14 protein-coding genes are annotated in these 18,073 nt (G+C 59.5%); 11 read left to right on the forward strand and 3 right to left on the reverse strand.

Features of this window, described 5'->3' with window-relative positions; genetic code table 11:
* Positions 1-153 precede the first annotated feature (153 nt).
* From FIV05_RS26995 to FIV05_RS27030, 8 genes are all read left to right on the forward strand, one after another.
* The gene (locus FIV05_RS26995; protein WP_152511642.1) at positions 154-1,113 is read left to right on the forward strand and encodes a sugar ABC transporter substrate-binding protein; all 960 of its coding nucleotides are present in this window, start codon (positions 154-156) and stop codon (positions 1,111-1,113) included.
* A gap of 80 nt (positions 1,114-1,193) precedes the next feature.
* The gene (locus FIV05_RS27000; protein ID WP_152511643.1) at positions 1,194-1,991 is read left to right on the forward strand and encodes an SDR family oxidoreductase; all 798 of its coding nucleotides are present in this window, start codon (positions 1,194-1,196) and stop codon (positions 1,989-1,991) included.
* 29 nt (positions 1,992-2,020) lie between these two features.
* A complete protein-coding gene (locus tag FIV05_RS27005; RefSeq protein ID WP_286202236.1) occupies positions 2,021-3,052 on the forward strand; it encodes an ABC transporter permease in 1,032 nt (343 codons plus the stop codon).
* Positions 3,053-3,063: 11 nt separating this feature from the next.
* Positions 3,064-4,065 (forward strand): ABC transporter permease, encoded by a 1,002-nt coding sequence (locus FIV05_RS27010; RefSeq protein ID WP_023001717.1) that lies wholly within the window; start codon positions 3,064-3,066, stop codon positions 4,063-4,065.
* Positions 4,062-5,573 carry a sugar ABC transporter ATP-binding protein gene (locus tag FIV05_RS27015; RefSeq protein WP_152511644.1) on the forward strand — a complete coding sequence of 504 codons (1,512 nt, stop codon included), beginning with the start codon at positions 4,062-4,064 and terminating at the stop codon, positions 5,571-5,573. The genes FIV05_RS27010 and FIV05_RS27015 overlap by 4 nt, the downstream gene beginning before the upstream one ends.
* Positions 5,573-6,448: an NAD(P)-dependent oxidoreductase gene (locus tag FIV05_RS27020; RefSeq protein WP_152511645.1), complete on the forward strand. Its 876-nt coding sequence runs from the start codon at positions 5,573-5,575 to the stop codon at positions 6,446-6,448. Before FIV05_RS27015 ends, FIV05_RS27020 begins: the two co-directional genes overlap by 1 nt.
* Positions 6,445-7,155: a ThuA domain-containing protein gene (locus FIV05_RS27025; protein ID WP_075281382.1), complete on the forward strand. Its 711-nt coding sequence runs from the start codon at positions 6,445-6,447 to the stop codon at positions 7,153-7,155. Before FIV05_RS27020 ends, FIV05_RS27025 begins: the two co-directional genes overlap by 4 nt.
* 139 nt (positions 7,156-7,294) lie before the next feature.
* A complete protein-coding gene (locus FIV05_RS27030; RefSeq protein ID WP_173013961.1) occupies positions 7,295-8,065 on the forward strand; it encodes a sulfotransferase family 2 domain-containing protein in 771 nt (256 codons plus the stop codon).
* A 109-nt stretch (positions 8,066-8,174) separates the two neighbouring features.
* Here the strand turns inward: FIV05_RS27030 and FIV05_RS27035 are convergent, their stop codons facing one another.
* From FIV05_RS27035 to FIV05_RS27045, 3 genes are all read right to left on the reverse strand, one after another.
* The gene (locus FIV05_RS27035) at positions 8,175-8,897 is read right to left on the reverse strand and encodes a FadR/GntR family transcriptional regulator (RefSeq protein WP_152511647.1); all 723 of its coding nucleotides are present in this window, start codon (positions 8,895-8,897) and stop codon (positions 8,175-8,177) included.
* 198 nt (positions 8,898-9,095) lie between these two features.
* The gene (locus FIV05_RS27040) at positions 9,096-10,010 is read right to left on the reverse strand and encodes a response regulator transcription factor (protein ID WP_152511648.1); all 915 of its coding nucleotides are present in this window, start codon (positions 10,008-10,010) and stop codon (positions 9,096-9,098) included.
* Positions 10,000-13,389, reverse strand: a complete 3,390-nt coding sequence (locus FIV05_RS27045; protein ID WP_152511649.1) for an ATP-binding protein — start codon at positions 13,387-13,389, stop codon at positions 10,000-10,002. The genes FIV05_RS27040 and FIV05_RS27045 overlap by 11 nt, the downstream gene beginning before the upstream one ends.
* A 300-nt stretch (positions 13,390-13,689) precedes the next feature.
* Here FIV05_RS27045 and urtA point away from each other — a divergent pair, with 300 nt between their 5' ends.
* The 3 genes from urtA (at position 13,690) to urtC (ending at position 18,072) form a co-directional block, all read left to right on the forward strand.
* Positions 13,690-14,976: an urea ABC transporter substrate-binding protein gene (gene urtA / locus FIV05_RS27050; RefSeq protein WP_031269634.1), complete on the forward strand. Its 1,287-nt coding sequence runs from the start codon at positions 13,690-13,692 to the stop codon at positions 14,974-14,976.
* A gap of 238 nt (positions 14,977-15,214) precedes the next feature.
* Entirely contained in the window at positions 15,215-16,837 is a 1,623-nt protein-coding gene (gene urtB, locus FIV05_RS27055) for an urea ABC transporter permease subunit UrtB (RefSeq protein WP_152511650.1), read from the forward strand.
* Positions 16,834-18,072, forward strand: a complete 1,239-nt coding sequence (gene urtC / locus FIV05_RS27060; protein ID WP_062489924.1) for an urea ABC transporter permease subunit UrtC — start codon at positions 16,834-16,836, stop codon at positions 18,070-18,072. Before urtB ends, urtC begins: the two co-directional genes overlap by 4 nt.
* Position 18,073 lies beyond the last annotated feature (1 nt).

The following is an 18,073-nucleotide window of genomic DNA, read 5'->3' on the forward strand; positions in this document are numbered from 1 at the left end:
ACATCCATTTTGGATATTTTCGAGGGGGCGTCGTTCTGCCGAGGCGTGCAGGCTTTTTGGTGACGCTCACGGTGGGCGCATATCCGTGTCAGGAGGAGGCACGGTTCAGAATTCAGACCATTCGAAATGGTCTCTCAGGGAGGAAATGAAACAATGAACACTTTCCGTTCGCTGCTTGTCGCCACGACGGCTGCTGCAGGCCTGACCTTGTCTGGCGCAGCCGGTGCAGAAACGATGAAGATCGGCATCACGCAGAACAACGTCGGCGTCGACAGCTACCAGACCACCTATGAAAAGGCCTTTATCGCGGCAGCCGACGCCAATGCGGATGTCGAAACCGTCGTTCTGGACGCCGGCGGCGATGTCGCCCGGCAGATCGCCCAGATGGAAGACCTGATCCAGCAGGAAGTGGACGCGATCATTATCTGGCCGACGAACGGTGAAGCCGTCATCCCGGCCGTCCGCAAGGCCTTCAAGGCCGACATTCCGGTGATTGTGACCAATTCGAACATCGCCGAACAGGGCTTCGAGTTCGTGAAGTCCTTCTCCGGTCCGGACAACATCACCCAGGGCTCCCGTTCCGCCGAGATCATGTGCGACAAGTTCAAGGCCATGGGCATCGAGAACGAAGCCCAGATCGTTCAGATTTCCGGCCAGCCGGGCTACACGACTGCAATCGAGCGCGCCAAGGGCTTCGAAGACCGCCTGCCGGAAGTCTGCCCGAATGTGACCCTGGTGGAGACCCAGCCGGGCGACTGGAACCGCGAAAAATCCCAGAAGGTCATGGAAGCGTTCCTGGTCAAGTATGACGACATCGACGGCGTCTACGCCGGCGACGACAACATGGGTGTCGGCGCGCTGAATGCCGCCAAGGCCGCCGGACGTGAGGGCATCATCTTCGTCGGTGCGACCAATTTCTCCGTTGGTTACGAGGCAATGGAGCGCGGTGAATACTGGGGCTCGATCTACCAGTCGCCCGTTGACGATGCCGAAGCTGCCCTGCAGACGGCAATCGACATCCTGTCCGGCAAGGATGTTCCGTTCCTGAACTACTTCGACACGCCGAAGATCACCCAGGACAACATGGCCGAATTCGACAAGCCTGTCTTCTGAGCCTGAAGGTCAAGCCCGACTGGGGCGCGAGCCAAGCCTTGCGCCCCATTTTTTCCCAATACATTGACCGGGAGGAAACCATGGGCCGAGTGTCCGGGCGTTCCTGTATCGTCACCGGCGCTGCCCGAGGGATCGGACGTGCCATTGGCGAAGCCCTTATCAACGAGGGAGCGGATGTCTGCTTTGCGGACATCAACGGCGAACAGGCAAGTGCCGTTGCCGAAGCCAACCGCGACCGTGCTGCCGAAACCGGCGCCGGGGTGACATGGGCCCAGGTCGATGTGACCGATCGTGATCAGGTTCGTGCCATGATCGCGAAAACCGTCGCGGCTTTCGGCAAGCTGGACGTCAAGTTCAACAATGCCGGCGTCAACAAGCCCATGAACTTTCTCGATGTCACTGAGGACAACTGGAACTTCATCATGGGAGTGAACGGCCTTGGGTGCCTGATCGGCATGCAGGAGGCCGCCCGTCAGATGATTGACCAGGGCAGCGGCGGCAAGATCATCAACACCGCGTCGATCGCCAGTCGACAGGGGTTCGACAATGTCGCGCCCTATTGCGCCTCGAAATGGGCCGTGGTCTCGCTGACGCAATCCGGCGCAAGAGACCTTGCCAGACACAACATCACCGTCACAGGCTTCGCGCCGGGTGTCGTGGCTACCGAAATGTGGGAACAGGTGGACCGGGATCTTCTGGATATAGGTGCTGCCGAGCGGCCCGGACAGGCGATGGAGGAATTCTCCTCCGAGATCCTGCGCGGCCGGGTGGCGACACCGTCCGACATCACGGGAACGACCACGTTCCTTGCATCACCAGAAAGCGATTACATGACCGGCCAGGTGGTGATGATCGATGGTGGCATGACGCTCGTTTGAAACTTTACAACAGGATGAGGGAGGGTCTGTTGTCCGACATATCAACCAAGGCTGCCAGCCGTCCCGGCAGTTCCAAGGAAAAATCCATGAAGCCCTTCAGTCTGTCGGGCGTTGGGGGATTTCTGGCGAAACAGGGCATTCTGATCGCCTTCGCCGTCTTCATGATCGGCTTCACGATCGCCAACCAGCGCTTTCTCGACCCAGACAACATCATGGGCGTAGTCCGCTCCTCAGCAATCCTGGGCGTGATGGCCCTTGGCGTCACCTTTGTCGTCATCAGCGGCAATCTCGACCTCTCCGTCGGATCGATGATGTCTTTTGCCACCATCGTCGTCCTCGATCTGCACGACAAGCTGGGGCCTTTGCTCGCCATTCCTTCCATGTACGCCATGGTACTGTGCCTGGGCGCCTTCATCGGCTTCCTCGTCGGGTATCTGAAGCTGAATTCCCTGATCGTGACCCTAGGAATGTTGTCGGCGATCCACGGACTGACCCTCACCTATTCCGGCGGCAAGAACATGGATATTGCCGACAAGGAAGGCACCTGGTTCAGCGTGTTCGGCCAGTCGACCGTCCTCGGCATTCCGGTACCGATCCTGCTGTTTGCGCTGGTCGCTTCGGTTCTGGGGATCGTCCTTGCCAAGACACCGTTCGGTCGCAAGGTCTACGCGGTTGGAGGCAACGGCACCGCGGCAACCTTCTCGGGCATTCGCAGAGCCCGTGTCGTCTTCACCTGCTACCTCTTGTCCGCTTTCTGCGTCGGTACTGCCGGTCTCATCCAGGCCAGCCGGTCGCTGGGAAGCCAGAACACGGTTGGCCAGGGGCTTGAGCTTGAAGTTCTGGCTGCGGTCATCCTCGGCGGAGCGTCGCTGATGGGCGGCTCCGGCACGATCTTCAAGACCGTTATCGGTGTCCTGATCCTCGGCTTCATCCAGAACGGTCTCTTGCTCGTCGGACTGCAGTTCTATGTCCAGTATGTGGTGACCTGGATCATCATCATTCTTGCCGTGTGGCTGGATATTGCCGCCAAACGCGGCAAGCTCTGGTCGCCGATCGCGTGAGGGAGGGATTGATGGAACCGGGAACCTTGAGCACTTTTCTGAAACGTGGCGCGATCTGGGGCTTCATTCTCGTCGAACTGGTCTTCTTCTCGGTCGCGGGCGAATTCCTGTCGCTCAGTGACAAGGCCTTCATGGACGTGGACAACATGCTGCTTTTGTTCAAGCAGTCTGCCCCCATCGGGATCATCGCCATCGGCATGACGATCATCATGATCAATGGCAATATCGACCTCAGTGTCGGAGCGACCTTTGCCCTGAGCGCCGTCGTCCTGCTCGACAGCATGACCTGGCCGGTTTTCGCCGGCCTCGGCGACGGCGTCATTCCCATTGCCTGGGGACTGGCATTGCTGACAGGGATCGTTCTGGGCGCTCTGAACGGGCTGATCGTCTGGAAGACCGGTGTCGATGCCTTCATCGTCACGCTCGGTTCCATGCTCGGCTATCGCGGCCTGGTGTTCATGTACAATGGCGAACAGCCCACATCTCATCTCAACTGGACGCTGGTTGATTTCGCTGAAGCCCATTTCCTGGGACTGCACACCGCCACCTGGTTCCTGATCGTGGTGACCGCCGTGATCTGGTTCGTGATGAACCGCACGATCCACGGGCGCAACGCCTATGCCATCGGCGACAACCGTTCTGCGGCCATCAATGCGGGTATCCGCGTCGGGCCGCACATGATGATCAACTTCATGATCATCGGCTTTCTCGCCTCCCTGTCTGCGGTGGTGTTCTATTCGGAATCGGGCTCGGTCAATCCCAACGACGGCGAACTCTATGAGCTGTGGGTCATTACCGCCGTGGTTCTGGGTGGCACCAAGCTTACCGGAGGTGCGGGATCCGTGCTTTCGACGCTCGGCGGCGTTCTGGCCATCCAGCTTCTGCGAAAGGGGCTTGGACACATCGGCGCCGACACGGAAACAGTCAATCTGGTGATCGGCCTGATCCTGATCGCCGTCCTGTTCCTCGACCGTCAATTGAACCTGAAAGGCAAACAGGAGCTGAGAATATGACCGGCACCACCCCCGCCTTGCGCCTGGAAGGCATCGTCAAGACCTTCCCCGGCGTGCGCGCGCTCGACGGTGTGTCCTTTTCCGTCCTGCCCGGCGAAGTGCATGCCCTGATGGGTGAAAACGGCGCCGGAAAATCGACCCTCATGAAAGTGCTTGGCGGCATCTATCAGCCTGATGAAGGCAAGATCATCGTCAGCGAGCAACCGGTTGTCATGACGTCGCCGCTTCAGGCGAAAAGCAAGGGCATCGTCTTCATCCATCAGGAACTGAGCCTCGCCGAGGAACTGACGGTTGCCGAAAACATCTATCTCGGCGAACTGCCGCGAAAGAGCTTCGGCCGGGTCGACTGGCAAAAGCTGCATGAACAGACCAACCGCATTCTGGAGATGCTCAAAGTCGGCTTCGACGCCCGCACGCGTGTCGGCGATCTCTCCATCGCAAACCAGCAGATGGTGGAAATTGCGCGTGCCCTGACAGTGGAAGCCAAGGCGGTCATCTTTGATGAACCGACTGCCTCGCTGACCGATGCGGAAAAGGTGGTTCTGTTCGATGTCATCGACAACCTGAAAGCCGAAGGCGTCGGCATCATCTACATCTCGCACCGGATGGAAGAGATCTTCAGGATCACCGACCGCATCAGCGTGCTGCGGGACGGACAGTATCGCGGCACACTGAACACAGCCGAAACCAGCGAGGACGAGATCACGCAGCTCATGATCGGCCGCAAGCTCGACCTGTCACGCAACGCCGTCCACCACGAACTGGGTGATGTGGCGCTGGAAGTGCGAGGGCTCTCCTGTGGCTCGCTTTTCCGTGACATCAGCTTCGAAGTGCGCAAGGGCGAGGTTGTCGGCTTTTATGGCCTTGTCGGGGCCGGCCGCACGGAAATCGCCGAAACGCTGTTCGGTCTCAGAGAACCCAGCAGCGGCGCTATTTTCCTGAACGGAGAAGAAACTGCCATTCACTCGCCGGCCGATGCCATCGCCAAGGGTATCTCGCTGGTGCCTGAGGACCGCAAGACGCAGGGCCTTGTTCTGGGCATGAACTGCCGGGATAACATGACCTTGCCTCAAGTAGACGACTTGAAAGCCGGCCCATTCGTCGCCGAAGGCGCGGAGATCTCGATTTTCGACCAGTACCGGGACCGGCTCGACATTCGCACGCCCGGCTGGAAGCAGCTTGCCGGCAACCTTTCCGGCGGTAACCAACAGAAGATCGTGATCGGCAAATGGCTCTCGATGCACCCGAGCGTTCTGATCGTCGATGAACCGACACGCGGGATCGATGTCGGCAGCAAGTCCGAGATCCACAACCTCATCCGCGAACTGGCAAGCCAGGGCTATGCTGTCATCGTCATCAGTTCGGAAATGCCGGAGGTCCTGCATGTAAGTGATCGGATCGTCGCCATGTACAGCGGCGAGATCATCCGGACTTTCACCTCCGAGGAAGTTACCGAAGACAATCTCATCCAGGCCATTTCCGGCATTCGGCCGGACAAGGCCGCCTGATGCGGGTCGGATTTGCGGGGCTTGGCCGGATGGGCGTGCGCATGGCTGCCAATCTGGCCGCCGCCGGTCTGGATGTGAGCGTCTGGAACCGGACAGCTGGACCTGCACAGGCCTTCGCCGCCGCCCACAACGCCTTTTCGGCAGCCACCCCGAAAGACCTGGCGGAGCGGTCGGATGTGGTGATCACCATGCTCGCCGACGATGCTGCTGCGGAGACAGTCTATCTCGGGCCGGATGGCTTGTTCGAGGCGTCAGGGGGCAGTCGGGTTCTGGCTGAAATGGGTACCATTTCCGTACCGATGGCAGAACGTCTGGCGCTATCTGCACCGGAGAAAGGCCGATGCTTCGTCGATGCGCCGGTTTCCGGTGCCACACAAGCGGCGGCGGATGCAAAGCTGCTTATCATGGCAGGAGCAGAAGCAACTGATGTGCCTGATCTGGCCCGTCTCTTCGAGGTTCTCGGCCGGAAAACCGTCTGGCTTGGCAAATCCGGCGCAGGCGCTGCCATGAAACTCGGCGTCAACATGCTCATTCATGGCCTCAACCAGACATTGGCAGAAGCCCTTACCCTGACTACAGCAGCCGGCATCCAAAAAGAACAAGCCTATGAGGTCGTGGAAAACTCGGCGGCTGCCGCTCCGGTTCTCGCCTATCGCAAGGGGCTTTATCTGGATGAGGCTGCGCACGACGTCAGCTTCACGGTCGCACTTGCCCGCAAGGATGTCGGGCTGGCGCTGGAACTTGCATCCACTTGCGGTGTGGTCATGCCGCAAGCGGAACTCAATCATGCGGTTCTGAAGGCCGCCGGATCAGCCGGATATGACGACCGCGACATGGCTTCCATTCTTTCTTTCGTGAACAAGGGCCTGAAATGAAAGCAGTTCTGTTTGTCGGTGGCTGGGAAGGCCACACACCAACCCATTTCAGCGACTGGTATGAGGCCTTGCTTCGCGACAATGGATTCAGCGTTACCGTCTACGATACAATGGAACCGCTGGAACGCCCGGAGGACCTTGCCGACGTCGACCTGATCACGCCTATCTGGTCTTCGGCCCGGTCGGGTCACCAGCAGGAATTCGGCAACATGACCAAGCCGCAGGAGGACGGGCTGCTGAAACTCGTCGCCAACGGCTGCGGCATTGCCGGGTGGCACGGACATATGGGAGATGCTTTCCGCGACCGGCCGACCTACCACTTCCTGATTGGAGGCCAATTCGTCGCCCATCCTCCCGGTTGGCCGGACAACCTGCAGCCCAGGGAGGACTACATCGACTACGACGTGACGATCTGCAAACCGGACGATCCGATCGTCAAGGGCATCAGGAGTTTCCGCCTCAGGTCCGAGCAATATTACATGCTGGTCGATCCCTCCAACGACGTGCTGGCCACCACGACCTTCTCAGGCGATTATCTGTGGTGGATCGAGGGCACCGTCATTCCCGTTGTCTGGAAACGGCGCTGGGACAAGGGCCGAGTGTTCTACTGCTCCATCGGACACGAACTGGATGACCTGAAGGTTCCCCAGGTGACGGAAATTATCCGTCGCGGTGCACTCTGGGCAGCAGAAGGCAAATCCGCTTAGTGGCCTGCAAAGAACGCACCCTTCAAGAACTGTCAGCTTTGCAATAGGATATTCAAACTTTCACGATCGTCTGGCGCACCTTTCACTGCGCTGATCTGCGCGAATGCGGTTAATACACTGCAGGAACAGGGAGACGTTTTTGAAGTTTGATAGAAAGATCTTCTTCTGCCATATCCCGAAAACAGCCGGCACGTCGTTGCGCCTGTCGCTGGAACAGGCTGTCGGAGACGCAGCCGTTGTTCCCTCTCAAACGCTGATTTTCCATCATGGTGGCCGCTATCCGCCGCTTCACGAGGCCCTGCAGGAGCTTCACGATAAACCGGACTATCGCCTGTTTCGGGGACACTACGGCTTCTGGGTCCGAAAATATCTTCCGAGGAATACACTGACGATCGTCGTTCTGCGTGATCCGGTAGAGCGTGCCATTTCCCACATTCGCCATTTTCTCGCAGACGGAAAAACCACAGAGGCAGAAGCGCTTGACAGCCTGGATCAGGGAAGATTGCCAGTTCCCGACAATGCTTTGTGCCGATATCTGGGTGGTGCGGCCATAGAAGCGGTAGGACAAGAGCTGTCCGACCGCTTCCTTGCCTCCAGATTTGATCCGATCGACGATCACGACAACCTTTTCAAACGTGCTATTTCGACCGGTCGCTCGGTGGATATCATGGGATTTACCGATGAAATGCCGGATCTCTACGAAAAGATCTCGCAAGAAACCGGCCTGCCCCTGACAATGCGGCAGGACAATCCGAGCCGCTATCCTGCGCTTTCGCTTTCAGACCGTCAGCTCGACACTGTCAGGAGACACAATCAACTCGATCTGCAACTCTATGAGGCAATGCGAGCAGAGCGCAATTCCAACAAGTTGACACGGCTCCTAAAAAGAACAGGACTGTACCGAACCTGATCCGCTGCTACGCCCCTGTCTGCCAGAGCCCCCACTTGAGACCATCGGCTTGCTGACGTGGAAATCAACCGCACGAACAATCCACTTGCACGCAAAAGGGCCGGAGGCGCTAAACCCTGGCGCCCAGCTTGACCTGAACGTTGAGACGGGATGCAGCGCCTTGAACATGAGCTGCCATGGCTTCCCGGGCGCCTGTCCTGTCACCTGCCTCGATGGCCTCAAGCACCCTGCAATGTTCACCCAAAGTGATCTCCACCAGGTCGTCCTTGGCGTAGATGTTGGATGTCACCCGCGTTGTTTCCTTAAGCCTGGAGGAGATGTAGCAGATGATGCCGAAGAGATAGGAATTGCCGGCCGCCTTGCCGATTGCGCGGTGAAATACGGCGTCGGCTTCCAGCCGCTGTTCGTCAAACTGCTTGTGCCCTTCCAGAATGGCGACCGCCGCTCGCATCTCCCTGAGATCTGCCCCTGTGCGACGCATCGCGGCAAGTCCCGCAGCTTCGATTTCCAGGAGGCCACGCAACTCGAACAGGTCCGCAAGGTTGCCGGATTTGTCGAGTGAGCGGATATCGACCCGGAAGGTTTCACGCTCTGAAACAGGCTTGACGATGGCCCCGCGCCCTTGGCGCGATTCAATGACGCCATCAGACCGCAGCCTGGCAATGGCTTCGCGCACCACATTGCGGCTGACGCCAAAGGTTCCGGCGAGTGCATGTTCGGTCGGCAACGTATCGCCGGGATTCAGTTCACCATCCTGAATTTTCGCCATGATGTCTGCTGCGATGCGGTCCGGTAACAGCGATGACCGACGCACTTCCCGAAACTCAGCCATGCCGGGCTCCTCTTCGCATTGCCGGTGGGTTATTCGTGTTCTTCAACGGCTTAATGCATCCATAGGCCAAGCTCGGGTGCTTGTCGAGCCGGTCGGCACCTTGGCATCAGATGGCGGAAACCCGCCATTCTCACAGATCGAACGCGATTACGGAACCAGATTGCAGATCGAGCCGAGGGACCCGTTTCCCACGAAGCCCTAAAGCGCGTAGATCACCTCTGCTGCGCGAACGGCAGCGGAGGCCCTGTTCTCAACACCAAGTTTGACGAAGATCTGCTCCAGATGCTTGTTCACGGTGCGCGGTGACAGACCCAGAATTTCGCCGATATCCTTGTTGGACTTGCCCTTGGCGATCCAGATCAGGACTTCCGCCTCGCGCTGTGTCAGTTCAAAGCTGCCTTGCAGCGCCTGGACCTGTCCGGCCTCGTCTTCTGCGGTGACACGGAACAGGTTTTCATCAGGGCCGACACGGCCAAGCGGGTGAAGTTGCACTGCCAGGTTTTCAGATAAGCCGAGCATGAAACTCTTGCGACGCTCGCCCGAGGAATTCGGCCCGTCCAGCCAGTCCCCCAGTGCTCGGCCCAGCCGGAAAAGACTGGTTTCGGCAGCCCCTGTCTTTGCCAGCAGGTTGTGGATCTGCGGTGTCGACCACAACACTGTCCCCTCCTGCGACACAGCCACCAGATGGCGCCCGGCTGCGTCCAGCGCCACATGCGCGCTTTGAACCGACCGGGCATTCTTCAGATGCACCTTGATCCGCGCCTTCAGCTCGTCGACGTCGATCGGCTTGGTAAGGAAATCGACCCCGCCGGATTCCAGCGCCTTTACCACATGTTCCGTTTCGGACAGCCCGGTCATGAAAATCACCGGCACGTGCTGGAGCGCCGGATTTTCCTTGATCTGCCGGCAGGTTTCAAAACCGTCGAGGCCGGGCATGATCGCATCCATCAGGATCGTGTCCGGTGTCACCTTGTTGCAGATGTTGAGTGCGGTTTCGCCGCTGGTCGCCACCAGAACGGCTACGCCGGTCTTTTTCAGGGCTTCGGTGACGAAGCCGAGCGTTTCCGGGCTGTCGTCGACCACAAGGACCGTATCGCGACGATCATCCGTCATGTGTTTCCAATTCACTCAAGACGTTTTTGTAGGCATCGAAATCGAACCGGGCGAGATGAACATTCAATGCATCGATCAGGGGCAGATTTTCCGGCGTTTTCGCCAGTTCGTTCAATTTGGCCTCGATGCCTTCCACATAACCGATCTCCGCAAGCGAGATGAGATCGGCGACGTGATCGGCACCGGGTGATTTCAAGGGATCCTTTCGGGCAGGTTCCTGGTTTCGCTCGACCGGCTGTTCGGTCCAGACAACACCCATGTGTTTTTGCAGCAGGTCGTAAAGCTGGCCGATGCCGAATGGCTTTGCAAGGGTTGCCGAATGGTGAGCCGGACCGTCCGGCCGCAAAGCCTTGTCACCGATGTTGGCCGACAGCATGATGATCGGCGCGCTGACGCCTCTGTCCCTCAGGTCCTCGGCCAGCTCCCAACCGTTCATTCCCGGCATCAGGATATCGATCAGGTAGAGATCCGGCCGCAGCGGCTCGACCGTCTCCAGGCAGGCCCTGCCCGTATCCGCCTCGACGACGGCAAATCCGATCGGTTTCAGGATATCGCAGACAAGCGCACGGTGATCCGGATTGTCATCGATCACGGCAACCGTCTTCCGCTCGCCTTCGTAGCCTCGCACCTGTCTTTCCAGGCGGATGGTATCGACAGGCCGGTCGACAGCCGCCAGCATCAGCCGCACTTCAAAGGAAGCGCCCTTCCCCGGTTCGCTGGACAGCGCGATGGCTCCACCCATGGTTTCCGTCAGAAGCTTGGTGATGGTCAACCCGAGCCCCAACCCCGGTGTCTTCGCCCCGTCGGCGGTCTTGCTGCGGCCGAACGGTTCGAAAATCTTGACCTGTTCGTCAAGCGCGATGCCCGGTCCGCTGTCCGACACGACAAAGCTGGCCACCTGTGACCGGTAACTGACCGAAAACGAAACAGTGCCCTCAGAGGTGAACTTGATCGCATTCGACAGGAGGTTCACCAGGATCTGTCGCAGACGTTTTTCGTCGGTTCGTACAAACACCGGCAGGTTGGGTGCGCGCGCATAGTCGAAGCCGAGCCCCTTCGCAGCCGCCTGCATGCGGAACATGTCGACGATCTGATCCAGAAACTCGTGAATGTTGATCTCGTTGGAATAGATCTGCAGCCTGCCAGCCTCGATCCGCGAAATATCCAGCAGGCCGTCGATCAGCCCTGACAGGTGCTCTGCACTGCGCCGGATGGTGCTGATTGCAGGCCTGCGGGCTGTCGGCACGCTGTCGTCCCGCTCCAGCACCTGGGCATAACCCATGACCGCGTTCAAAGGCGTTCTGAGTTCGTGACTTAGGCCGACCACGTAGCGGCTCTTGGCAAGATTGGCGGCCTCGGCATCTTCCTTGGCCTTCTGCAGGGCCGCGTCGGTAACACTGTGAGCGTCGATTTCTTTCTGGAGGAGCGCGTTCTGGCGCATGGATTCCTCTTCGGCGACCCGCCGGGTGTCATGGGCCAGTACCAGGAACCAGCAGGCAATACCGACGACGATGGCGAAAACAAAGAAAATCAACAGCACCGTCTGGCCGATGATGCCGGTCGGATCTCCCAGACGGTTTTCCGCCTGGGCATAAATGATCCAGAGCACCAGGCCGATTGCAGCATTCGACAGTACAGAGATGAACGCATAGCGCCCCAGCCGGGACTGCAGGAACGCCATCGCGTTTTCCGGCAGAATGCGGCCCGCGACGGTGCCGACCTGATAGGACAAACGTGCCTTCGGCTTGCAGCTGTCGTGGCAGCGGGCATCGAGTGAACAGCACAATGAACAGATCGGAGACTGATAGGCCGGGCAATAAGCCATGTCTTCCGGCTCGAACGGGTTTTCGCAGATCGAACAGGCGATGTGCTCCTTCGTCTGCCAGCTCTGGCGCGGCTTGCGAGCCAGGTAGAAACGTCCCCTGGTCGCATAAGCGATCAGGGGCGCGGCGACAAAGGCGATGGCCATGGCCAGAAAGGTGGCGAGGGCCTCCGCCGTCTTTCCAAACTCGCCGAAGTGCGCGGCCAATGCGAGACCGGCGGCCAGAAGCATCGCCCCGGTGCCGACCGGGTTGATGTCATAAAGATGCGCGCGCTTGAATTCGATTCCTGGAGGCGACAGCCCGAGCGGCTTGTTGATGAAGAGGTCAGCCGAAATGGCGGAAAGCCACGCCATCGCAATGATGGAAAAGACGCCAAGGGTTTCTTCCAGCAACCGATAGATGCCGAGTTCCATCAAAAGCAGAGCGATGCCGACATTGAAGACGAGCCAGACGACCCGGCCGGGATGGGAGTGTGTAAGGCGCGAGAAGAAATTCGACCAGGCAAGCGACCCGGCGTAGGCATTCATGACGTTGATCTTGAGCTGCGCCACCACCACGAATGCCGCCATCAGCAAGAGGACGACGGTTTCGTTCGGGATCATGTAGCCGAAAGCGACCGCATACATGCGCGAGGGTTCGTCGGCATGGTCAACCGGAACACCGTGCGACAAAACGAGGACTGCCAGGAAAGAGCCTGCAATCATCTTGGGGGCACCGAGAACAACCCAGCCGGGGCCAGCCAGAAACAGGGCGAGCCGGTGCCGGCGGCGGGCATAATCCTGCGCCGGAAGAAACCGCAGAAAGTCCACCTGTTCACCGATCTGTGCCATCAGCGCCAGAATGACTGCGGAGGCTGCGCCGAAGCTGACCAGGTTGATGCTGTCCCAGCCGCCAGCTGTCGCACGCGGCGCCTGTGTTACCGGGTCGATGCCGGAAAACGTCAACCACTCGCCGACGGCCTGCCAGTCGGTGAAGGCAATGAAGACGAACGGCAGAATGTTCAGGATGATCCAGAAGGGTTGGGTTGCGAGCTGAAAGCGGCTGATCCAGGTAATGCCGTGGGTCACCAGCGGAATGACCGCAACCGCGCTGATGACATACCCCAGCCAGAGCGGCACACCGAAAGCGAATTCCAGCGCGCTCGACATGATGGAAGCTTCAATCGCAAAGAGAATGAAGGTGAAGCTGGCATAGATCAGCGAGGTGACCGTCGAACCGATGTAGCCGAACCCTGCACCACGTGTGAGCAGGTCTATGTCGACGCCGTAACGCATGGCATAGCGGCTGATCGGCAGACCGACGACCAACAGCACCAGGCTGCCGACCAATATGGCGAGAAACGCATTGGCTGTTCCGTGGGACAGGGTGATCGCACCACCGATCGCCTCCAGAGCCAGAAAGGAGATGGCACCGATCGCCGTCTGGGAAATCGCACGTGAGGAAAAGCGGCGTGCGCTCTTGGCGGTGAACCTGAGCGCATAGTCTTCCAGGGTCTGGTTGTTGACCCATTTGTTGTACTGGCGCCGAACGGGCAGAATGCGTTGGCGCGCCCTCACGCGTCCGCCTCCATGCCGGCACCAAATGCCCAATAACTGGACATATGACTATTTATTCGGCAAATGCCGTCCTTCATCGCCCGCTTTCCGCCCCGTTTTTTTATTCAGCTCCTCTCTTCAGCACATTTCATGCCGTCTTTGCTTCTGGAACGCCTTGGCAGGCGTTCAAGCCGGTTACGTCAATTGACGTATGTTGCGGTGCAGTGGTGCCAGTGCACGATCCCTTCCTGACAGCGGCACACCTTCCAGCCGCCAATCGCCGGCGTGGGAACCGGTGACGTCAAGCAAAGGGGAACATCCATGAAAAACACATTCACCAAACTCGCATTGGCAGGCCTGATGGCCTCCACGATGATCGGCGGCGCATCCGCCCAGGAAGACACGATCAAGGTCGGCATCCTGCACTCGCTTTCCGGCACAATGGCCATTTCGGAAACCACTCTGAAAGACGCCATGCTGATGCTCATCGAAGAGCAGAACAAGAAGGGTGGCCTGCTTGGCAAGAAACTGGAAGCGGTTGTCGTCGACCCGGCTTCCGACTGGCCGCTGTTTGCTGAAAAGGCGCGTGAGCTGATCGAAGTCAACGGCGTCGACGCCGTGTTCGGCTGCTGGACGTCCGTTTCGCGCAAGTCCGTCCTGCCGGTCTTCGAAGAACTCAACTCGCTGCTGTTCTATCCGGTTCAGTACGAAGGTGAAGAATCCCAGCGCAACGTCTTCTACACGGGCGCCGCACCGAACCAGCAGGCCATTCCGGCCGTCGATTACCTGATGAACGAGGAAGGCGTCGAGCGCTGGGTTCTGGCCGGTACCGACTATGTCTACCCGCGCACGACCAACAAGATCCTTGAAGCCTACCTGAAGTCCAAGGGTGTGGCTGAAGAAGACATCATGATCAACTACACGCCGTTCGGTCATTCCGACTGGCAGACGATCGTGTCCGACATCAAGACCTTCGGCTCCGCCGGCAAGAAAACCGCTGTGGTCTCTACCATCAACGGCGATGCCAACGTGCCGTTCTACAAGGAACTCGGCAACGCGGGTATCAAGGCTGAAGACATTCCGGTTGTCGCCTTCTCCGTTGGTGAAGAAGAGCTCGCCGGCCTCGACACCGCTCCGCTCGTCGGCCACCTGGCTGCCTGGAACTACTTCCAGTCCGCAGATACCGAAGCCAACGCCGAATTCATCGATGCCTGGCACGCTTACATCGGCGACGACAAGCGCGTGACCAACGACCCGATGGAAGCGCACTTCATCGGCTTCAACATGTGGGTTGAAGCAGTCAAGAAGGCGGGCAGCACCGAGCCAGATGCCGTGATCGACGCCATCGTCGGTGTCAGCGTTCCGAACCTGACCGGTGGCTACTCCGCAATGATGCCGAACCACCACATCACCAAGCCGGTGCTGATCGGTGAAATCCAGGAAGACGGCCAGTTCGAAACCGTCTGGGAAACCTCCGGCCTCGTCGTCGGCGACGCATGGTCCGATTATCTGGACGGCTCCAAGGACCTGATCTCCGATTGGCGCGCACCGCTTTCCTGCGGCAACTTCAACACTGCCACCGGCAAGTGCGGCGGCTCCGGGTCTTAAGGGAGAACGGACCTCGGGCGGGTCTTACGAGACCCGTCCTCTTTCCCCGGTTTTCCAACCGGAAAGGTTTGCCTGGAGAGTCGCTCTTAGCTCTCCCCTCATCCTGAGGAGGACCGCAAGGTCCGTCCAGAAGGATGGGCGGCAACCCCGGAAGCAAGTGGCCCATCCTTCGAGACGCCGCAATGCGGCTCCTCAGGATGAGGTCGTCAGGTGAAAGTTCAAAACACCGGTGGACACGATGTCCTTGATGAGATCCTTCCTACTCCTCCTCAGCCTCGCTGCCAGCCTCCTTGCCGCACCGGCACTGGCCCAAAGCGATCCAGAGGCACTCCGTCCGCTGATCAACGACCTGGCCAAGGGCAAATATTCCGAAACCGAAAAGCAGATCGGTGCCCTTGTCGCGACCGGTGACCCGCAAGTGGCCCCTGCCCTCGAGGCCCTGAGCGATGGCGATCTATACGTGCGCAAGGCTGATGGCGAAGTCTTCATCACCAGGAAGGCCGGCAAGAACCTTGCCCTGATCGACCCGCTGACCATGGAAACGACCGGCGAAGCGGCCAAGGGCGAAATCGACAAGATCAAGGTCAACAACAAACTCCGCCGGGTGATCCGGTCCGCGCTCGGGTCGCTGACCCTGATGGCGCCCGATCCGAAGGTGCGGATGGCGGCCGCGGAAGCCGTGTTCAAGGCGAAGGATCCGGACAGTATCGAAGCCCTGGATGCCGCCATCGCCGCAGAAGCGGACGACGGCGTGCGCAAGAAAATGGAAGAAGCCCGGGCCGCAGCCGTTCTGAACTCCGATATGGACGAAGCGGCCAAACTTCAGGCGGTCTCGACGCTCGGCACCATGGGCAATCGCGATGCGCTGTCGCTTCTGATTGCCGTGCAATCTTCCTCCGAAGGTGCCTTGCGCGAAGCGGCAACCACGGAAATCACCAAGATCGAGAAGTCCATCGCCGCCTGGGATGCGGCACAGAATGTCTGGTACGGCCTGTCGCTTGGATCCGTGCTGCTGCTCGCTGCCATTGGCCTTGCCATCACCTTCGGTGTCATGGGCGTCATCAACATGGCGCATGGCGAGATGGTGATGATCGGGGCTTACGTCACCTTCGTGGTTCAGGAATTCATTCGCTCCTCCGCGCCAGGGCTCTTCGAATATTCCCTGTTCATCGCCCTGCCGCTTGCTTTCCTCACCTCAGGACTGGTGGGCGTTGCCATCGAGCGTGGCGTGATCCGCTGGCTGTATGGGCGCCCCCTGGAGACGCTGCTTGCGACCTGGGGCATCTCGCTGGTGCTGCAGCAGGCGGTGCGCTCGATCTTCGGCCCGACCAACCGTGAGGTTGGCAACCCGGACTGGATGTCCGGTGCCTTCGAGATCGGCCAGATGACGATCACCTATAACCGCATGTGGATCATCGTCTTCGCGATGCTGGTCTTCGCCGGACTGATGCTTGTCCTCAAGAAGACCCCGTTCGGGCTCTATACCCGCGCCGTGACCCAGAACCGGCGAATGGCCGCCTCGATGGGCATCCGCACTCCCTGGATCGACGCGCTCACCTTCGGGCTCGGCTCTGGTATCGCCGGGATCGCGGGCGTCGCGCTCAGCCAGATCGACAACGTTTCACCGAACCTTGGCCAGGGCTACATCATCGACAGTTTCATGGTCGTGGTCTTCGGTGGGGTCGGCAATCTGTGGGGCACGCTGGTAGGCGCCATGACCCTCGGTGTCGTGAACAAGTTCCTGGAGCCCTATGCCGGCGCCGTGCTCGGCAAGATCTTCGTGCTCATCTTTATCATTCTCTTTATCCAGAAGCGTCCAAGGGGCCTGTTCGCCCTCAAGGGCCGGGCAGTTGAAGCATGATGACCTCTTTCCTCTTCCGCGCCATGGATGCCCGAGCAGGGATCTTCCTCGCCATTATGGCGGCCGTGATCGTCCTGGTTCCTGCCGGCAACCTGCTTGTCCCCGAAGGCTCGGCCTTCCACGTGCCGACCTACGCGGTCACGCTGATGGGTAAATACCTGACCTACGCGTTGTTGGCGTTGGCGGTAGATCTGGTCTGGGGCTATTGCGGCATTCTCTCGCTCGGTCACGCGGCCTTCTTCGCGCTCGGCGGCTATGCCATGGGCATGTACCTGATGCGCCAGATCGGAACCCGCGGCGTTTATGGCGACCCGATCCTGCCGGATTTCATGGTGTTCCTGAACTGGGGAGAACTGCCCTGGTACTGGTACGGCTTCGACATGTTCTGGTTTGCGGCGCTCATGGTGCTGCTGGTGCCGGGCGTGCTGGCCTTCGTCTTCGGCTGGTTCGCCTTCCGCTCACGCGTCACCGGCGTTTACCTGTCGATCATCACGCAGGCCCTCACCTATGCGCTGCTGCTTGCCTTCTTCCGCAACGACATGGGTTTCGGCGGCAACAACGGCCTGACCGACTTCAAGGACATTCTCGGCTTTGATATTCAAGCCGACACGACCCGCGCGGGCCTGTTTGCAGCCTCAGGCCTGGCGCTGGTCCTGTGCTTCCTCATCTGCCGGGCAATCACCCGATCGAAACTCGGCAAGGTGCTGGTGGCCGTGCGCGACGCAGAGAGCCGGACACGCTTCCTGGGCTATCGTGTGGAACACTACAAGCTGTTCGTCTGGACCCTGTCGGCCATGATGGCCGGTATCGCCGGAGCCCTTTACGTGCCGCAGGTCGGCATCATCAACCCGGGTGAATTTGCACCCGCCAACTCCATCGAGGTGGTGATCTGGGTTGCCGTCGGCGGGCGCGGAACGCTGGTCGGGGCCGTCCTCGGCGCCGTTCTGGTCAACTTCGCCAAGACCTGGTTCACCGCCGCGCTGCCTGACATCTGGCTCTTTGCGCTCGGTGGCCTCTTCGTGGTCGTGACCCTGTTCCTGCCGAAGGGCATCGTCGGCACCCTTTCCCAGGGTTGGACAGCCTTGCGGCAACGGAAAGTCTCCAAAGACTTCGAGGCCGGGTCGGACCAACCTCCGAGCCAGGCGCCGCAGTCGCCCGCCTCCCCGGCCAACGTCAGCCCGAAAAAATCTGCCTCGACCGTTCCGGCGGATGCCGAACCCCAGCCCGCGGAGTAAA

Source organism: Labrenzia sp. THAF191a, from assembly GCF_009363335.1.
Taxonomy (GTDB): domain Bacteria; phylum Pseudomonadota; class Alphaproteobacteria; order Rhizobiales; family Stappiaceae; genus Roseibium; species Roseibium algicola.

What these genes read in the sequence shown, in the direction of transcription:
- FIV05_RS26995 (WP_152511642.1), top strand. Translation starts at nt 154, where the DNA reads ATGAACACTTTCCGTTCGCTGCTTGTCGCCACGACGGCTGCTGCAGGC.
- FIV05_RS27000 (WP_152511643.1), top strand. Translation starts at nt 1,194, where the DNA reads ATGGGCCGAGTGTCCGGGCGTTCCTGTATCGTCACCGGCGCTGCCCGA.
- FIV05_RS27025 (WP_075281382.1), top strand. Translation starts at nt 6,445, where the DNA reads ATGAAAGCAGTTCTGTTTGTCGGTGGCTGGGAAGGCCACACACCAACC.
- FIV05_RS27035 (WP_152511647.1), bottom strand. Translation starts at nt 8,897, where the DNA reads ATGGCTGAGTTTCGGGAAGTGCGTCGGTCATCGCTGTTACCGGACCGC.
- FIV05_RS27010 (WP_023001717.1), top strand. Translation starts at nt 3,064, where the DNA reads ATGGAACCGGGAACCTTGAGCACTTTTCTGAAACGTGGCGCGATCTGG.
- FIV05_RS27040 (WP_152511648.1), bottom strand. Translation starts at nt 10,010, where the DNA reads ATGACGGATGATCGTCGCGATACGGTCCTTGTGGTCGACGACAGCCCG.
- urtB (WP_152511650.1), top strand. Translation starts at nt 15,215, where the DNA reads ATGTCCTTGATGAGATCCTTCCTACTCCTCCTCAGCCTCGCTGCCAGC.
- FIV05_RS27015 (WP_152511644.1), top strand. Translation starts at nt 4,062, where the DNA reads ATGACCGGCACCACCCCCGCCTTGCGCCTGGAAGGCATCGTCAAGACC.
- FIV05_RS27020 (WP_152511645.1), top strand. Translation starts at nt 5,573, where the DNA reads ATGCGGGTCGGATTTGCGGGGCTTGGCCGGATGGGCGTGCGCATGGCT.
- urtA (WP_031269634.1), top strand. Translation starts at nt 13,690, where the DNA reads ATGAAAAACACATTCACCAAACTCGCATTGGCAGGCCTGATGGCCTCC.
- urtC (WP_062489924.1), top strand. Translation starts at nt 16,834, where the DNA reads ATGATGACCTCTTTCCTCTTCCGCGCCATGGATGCCCGAGCAGGGATC.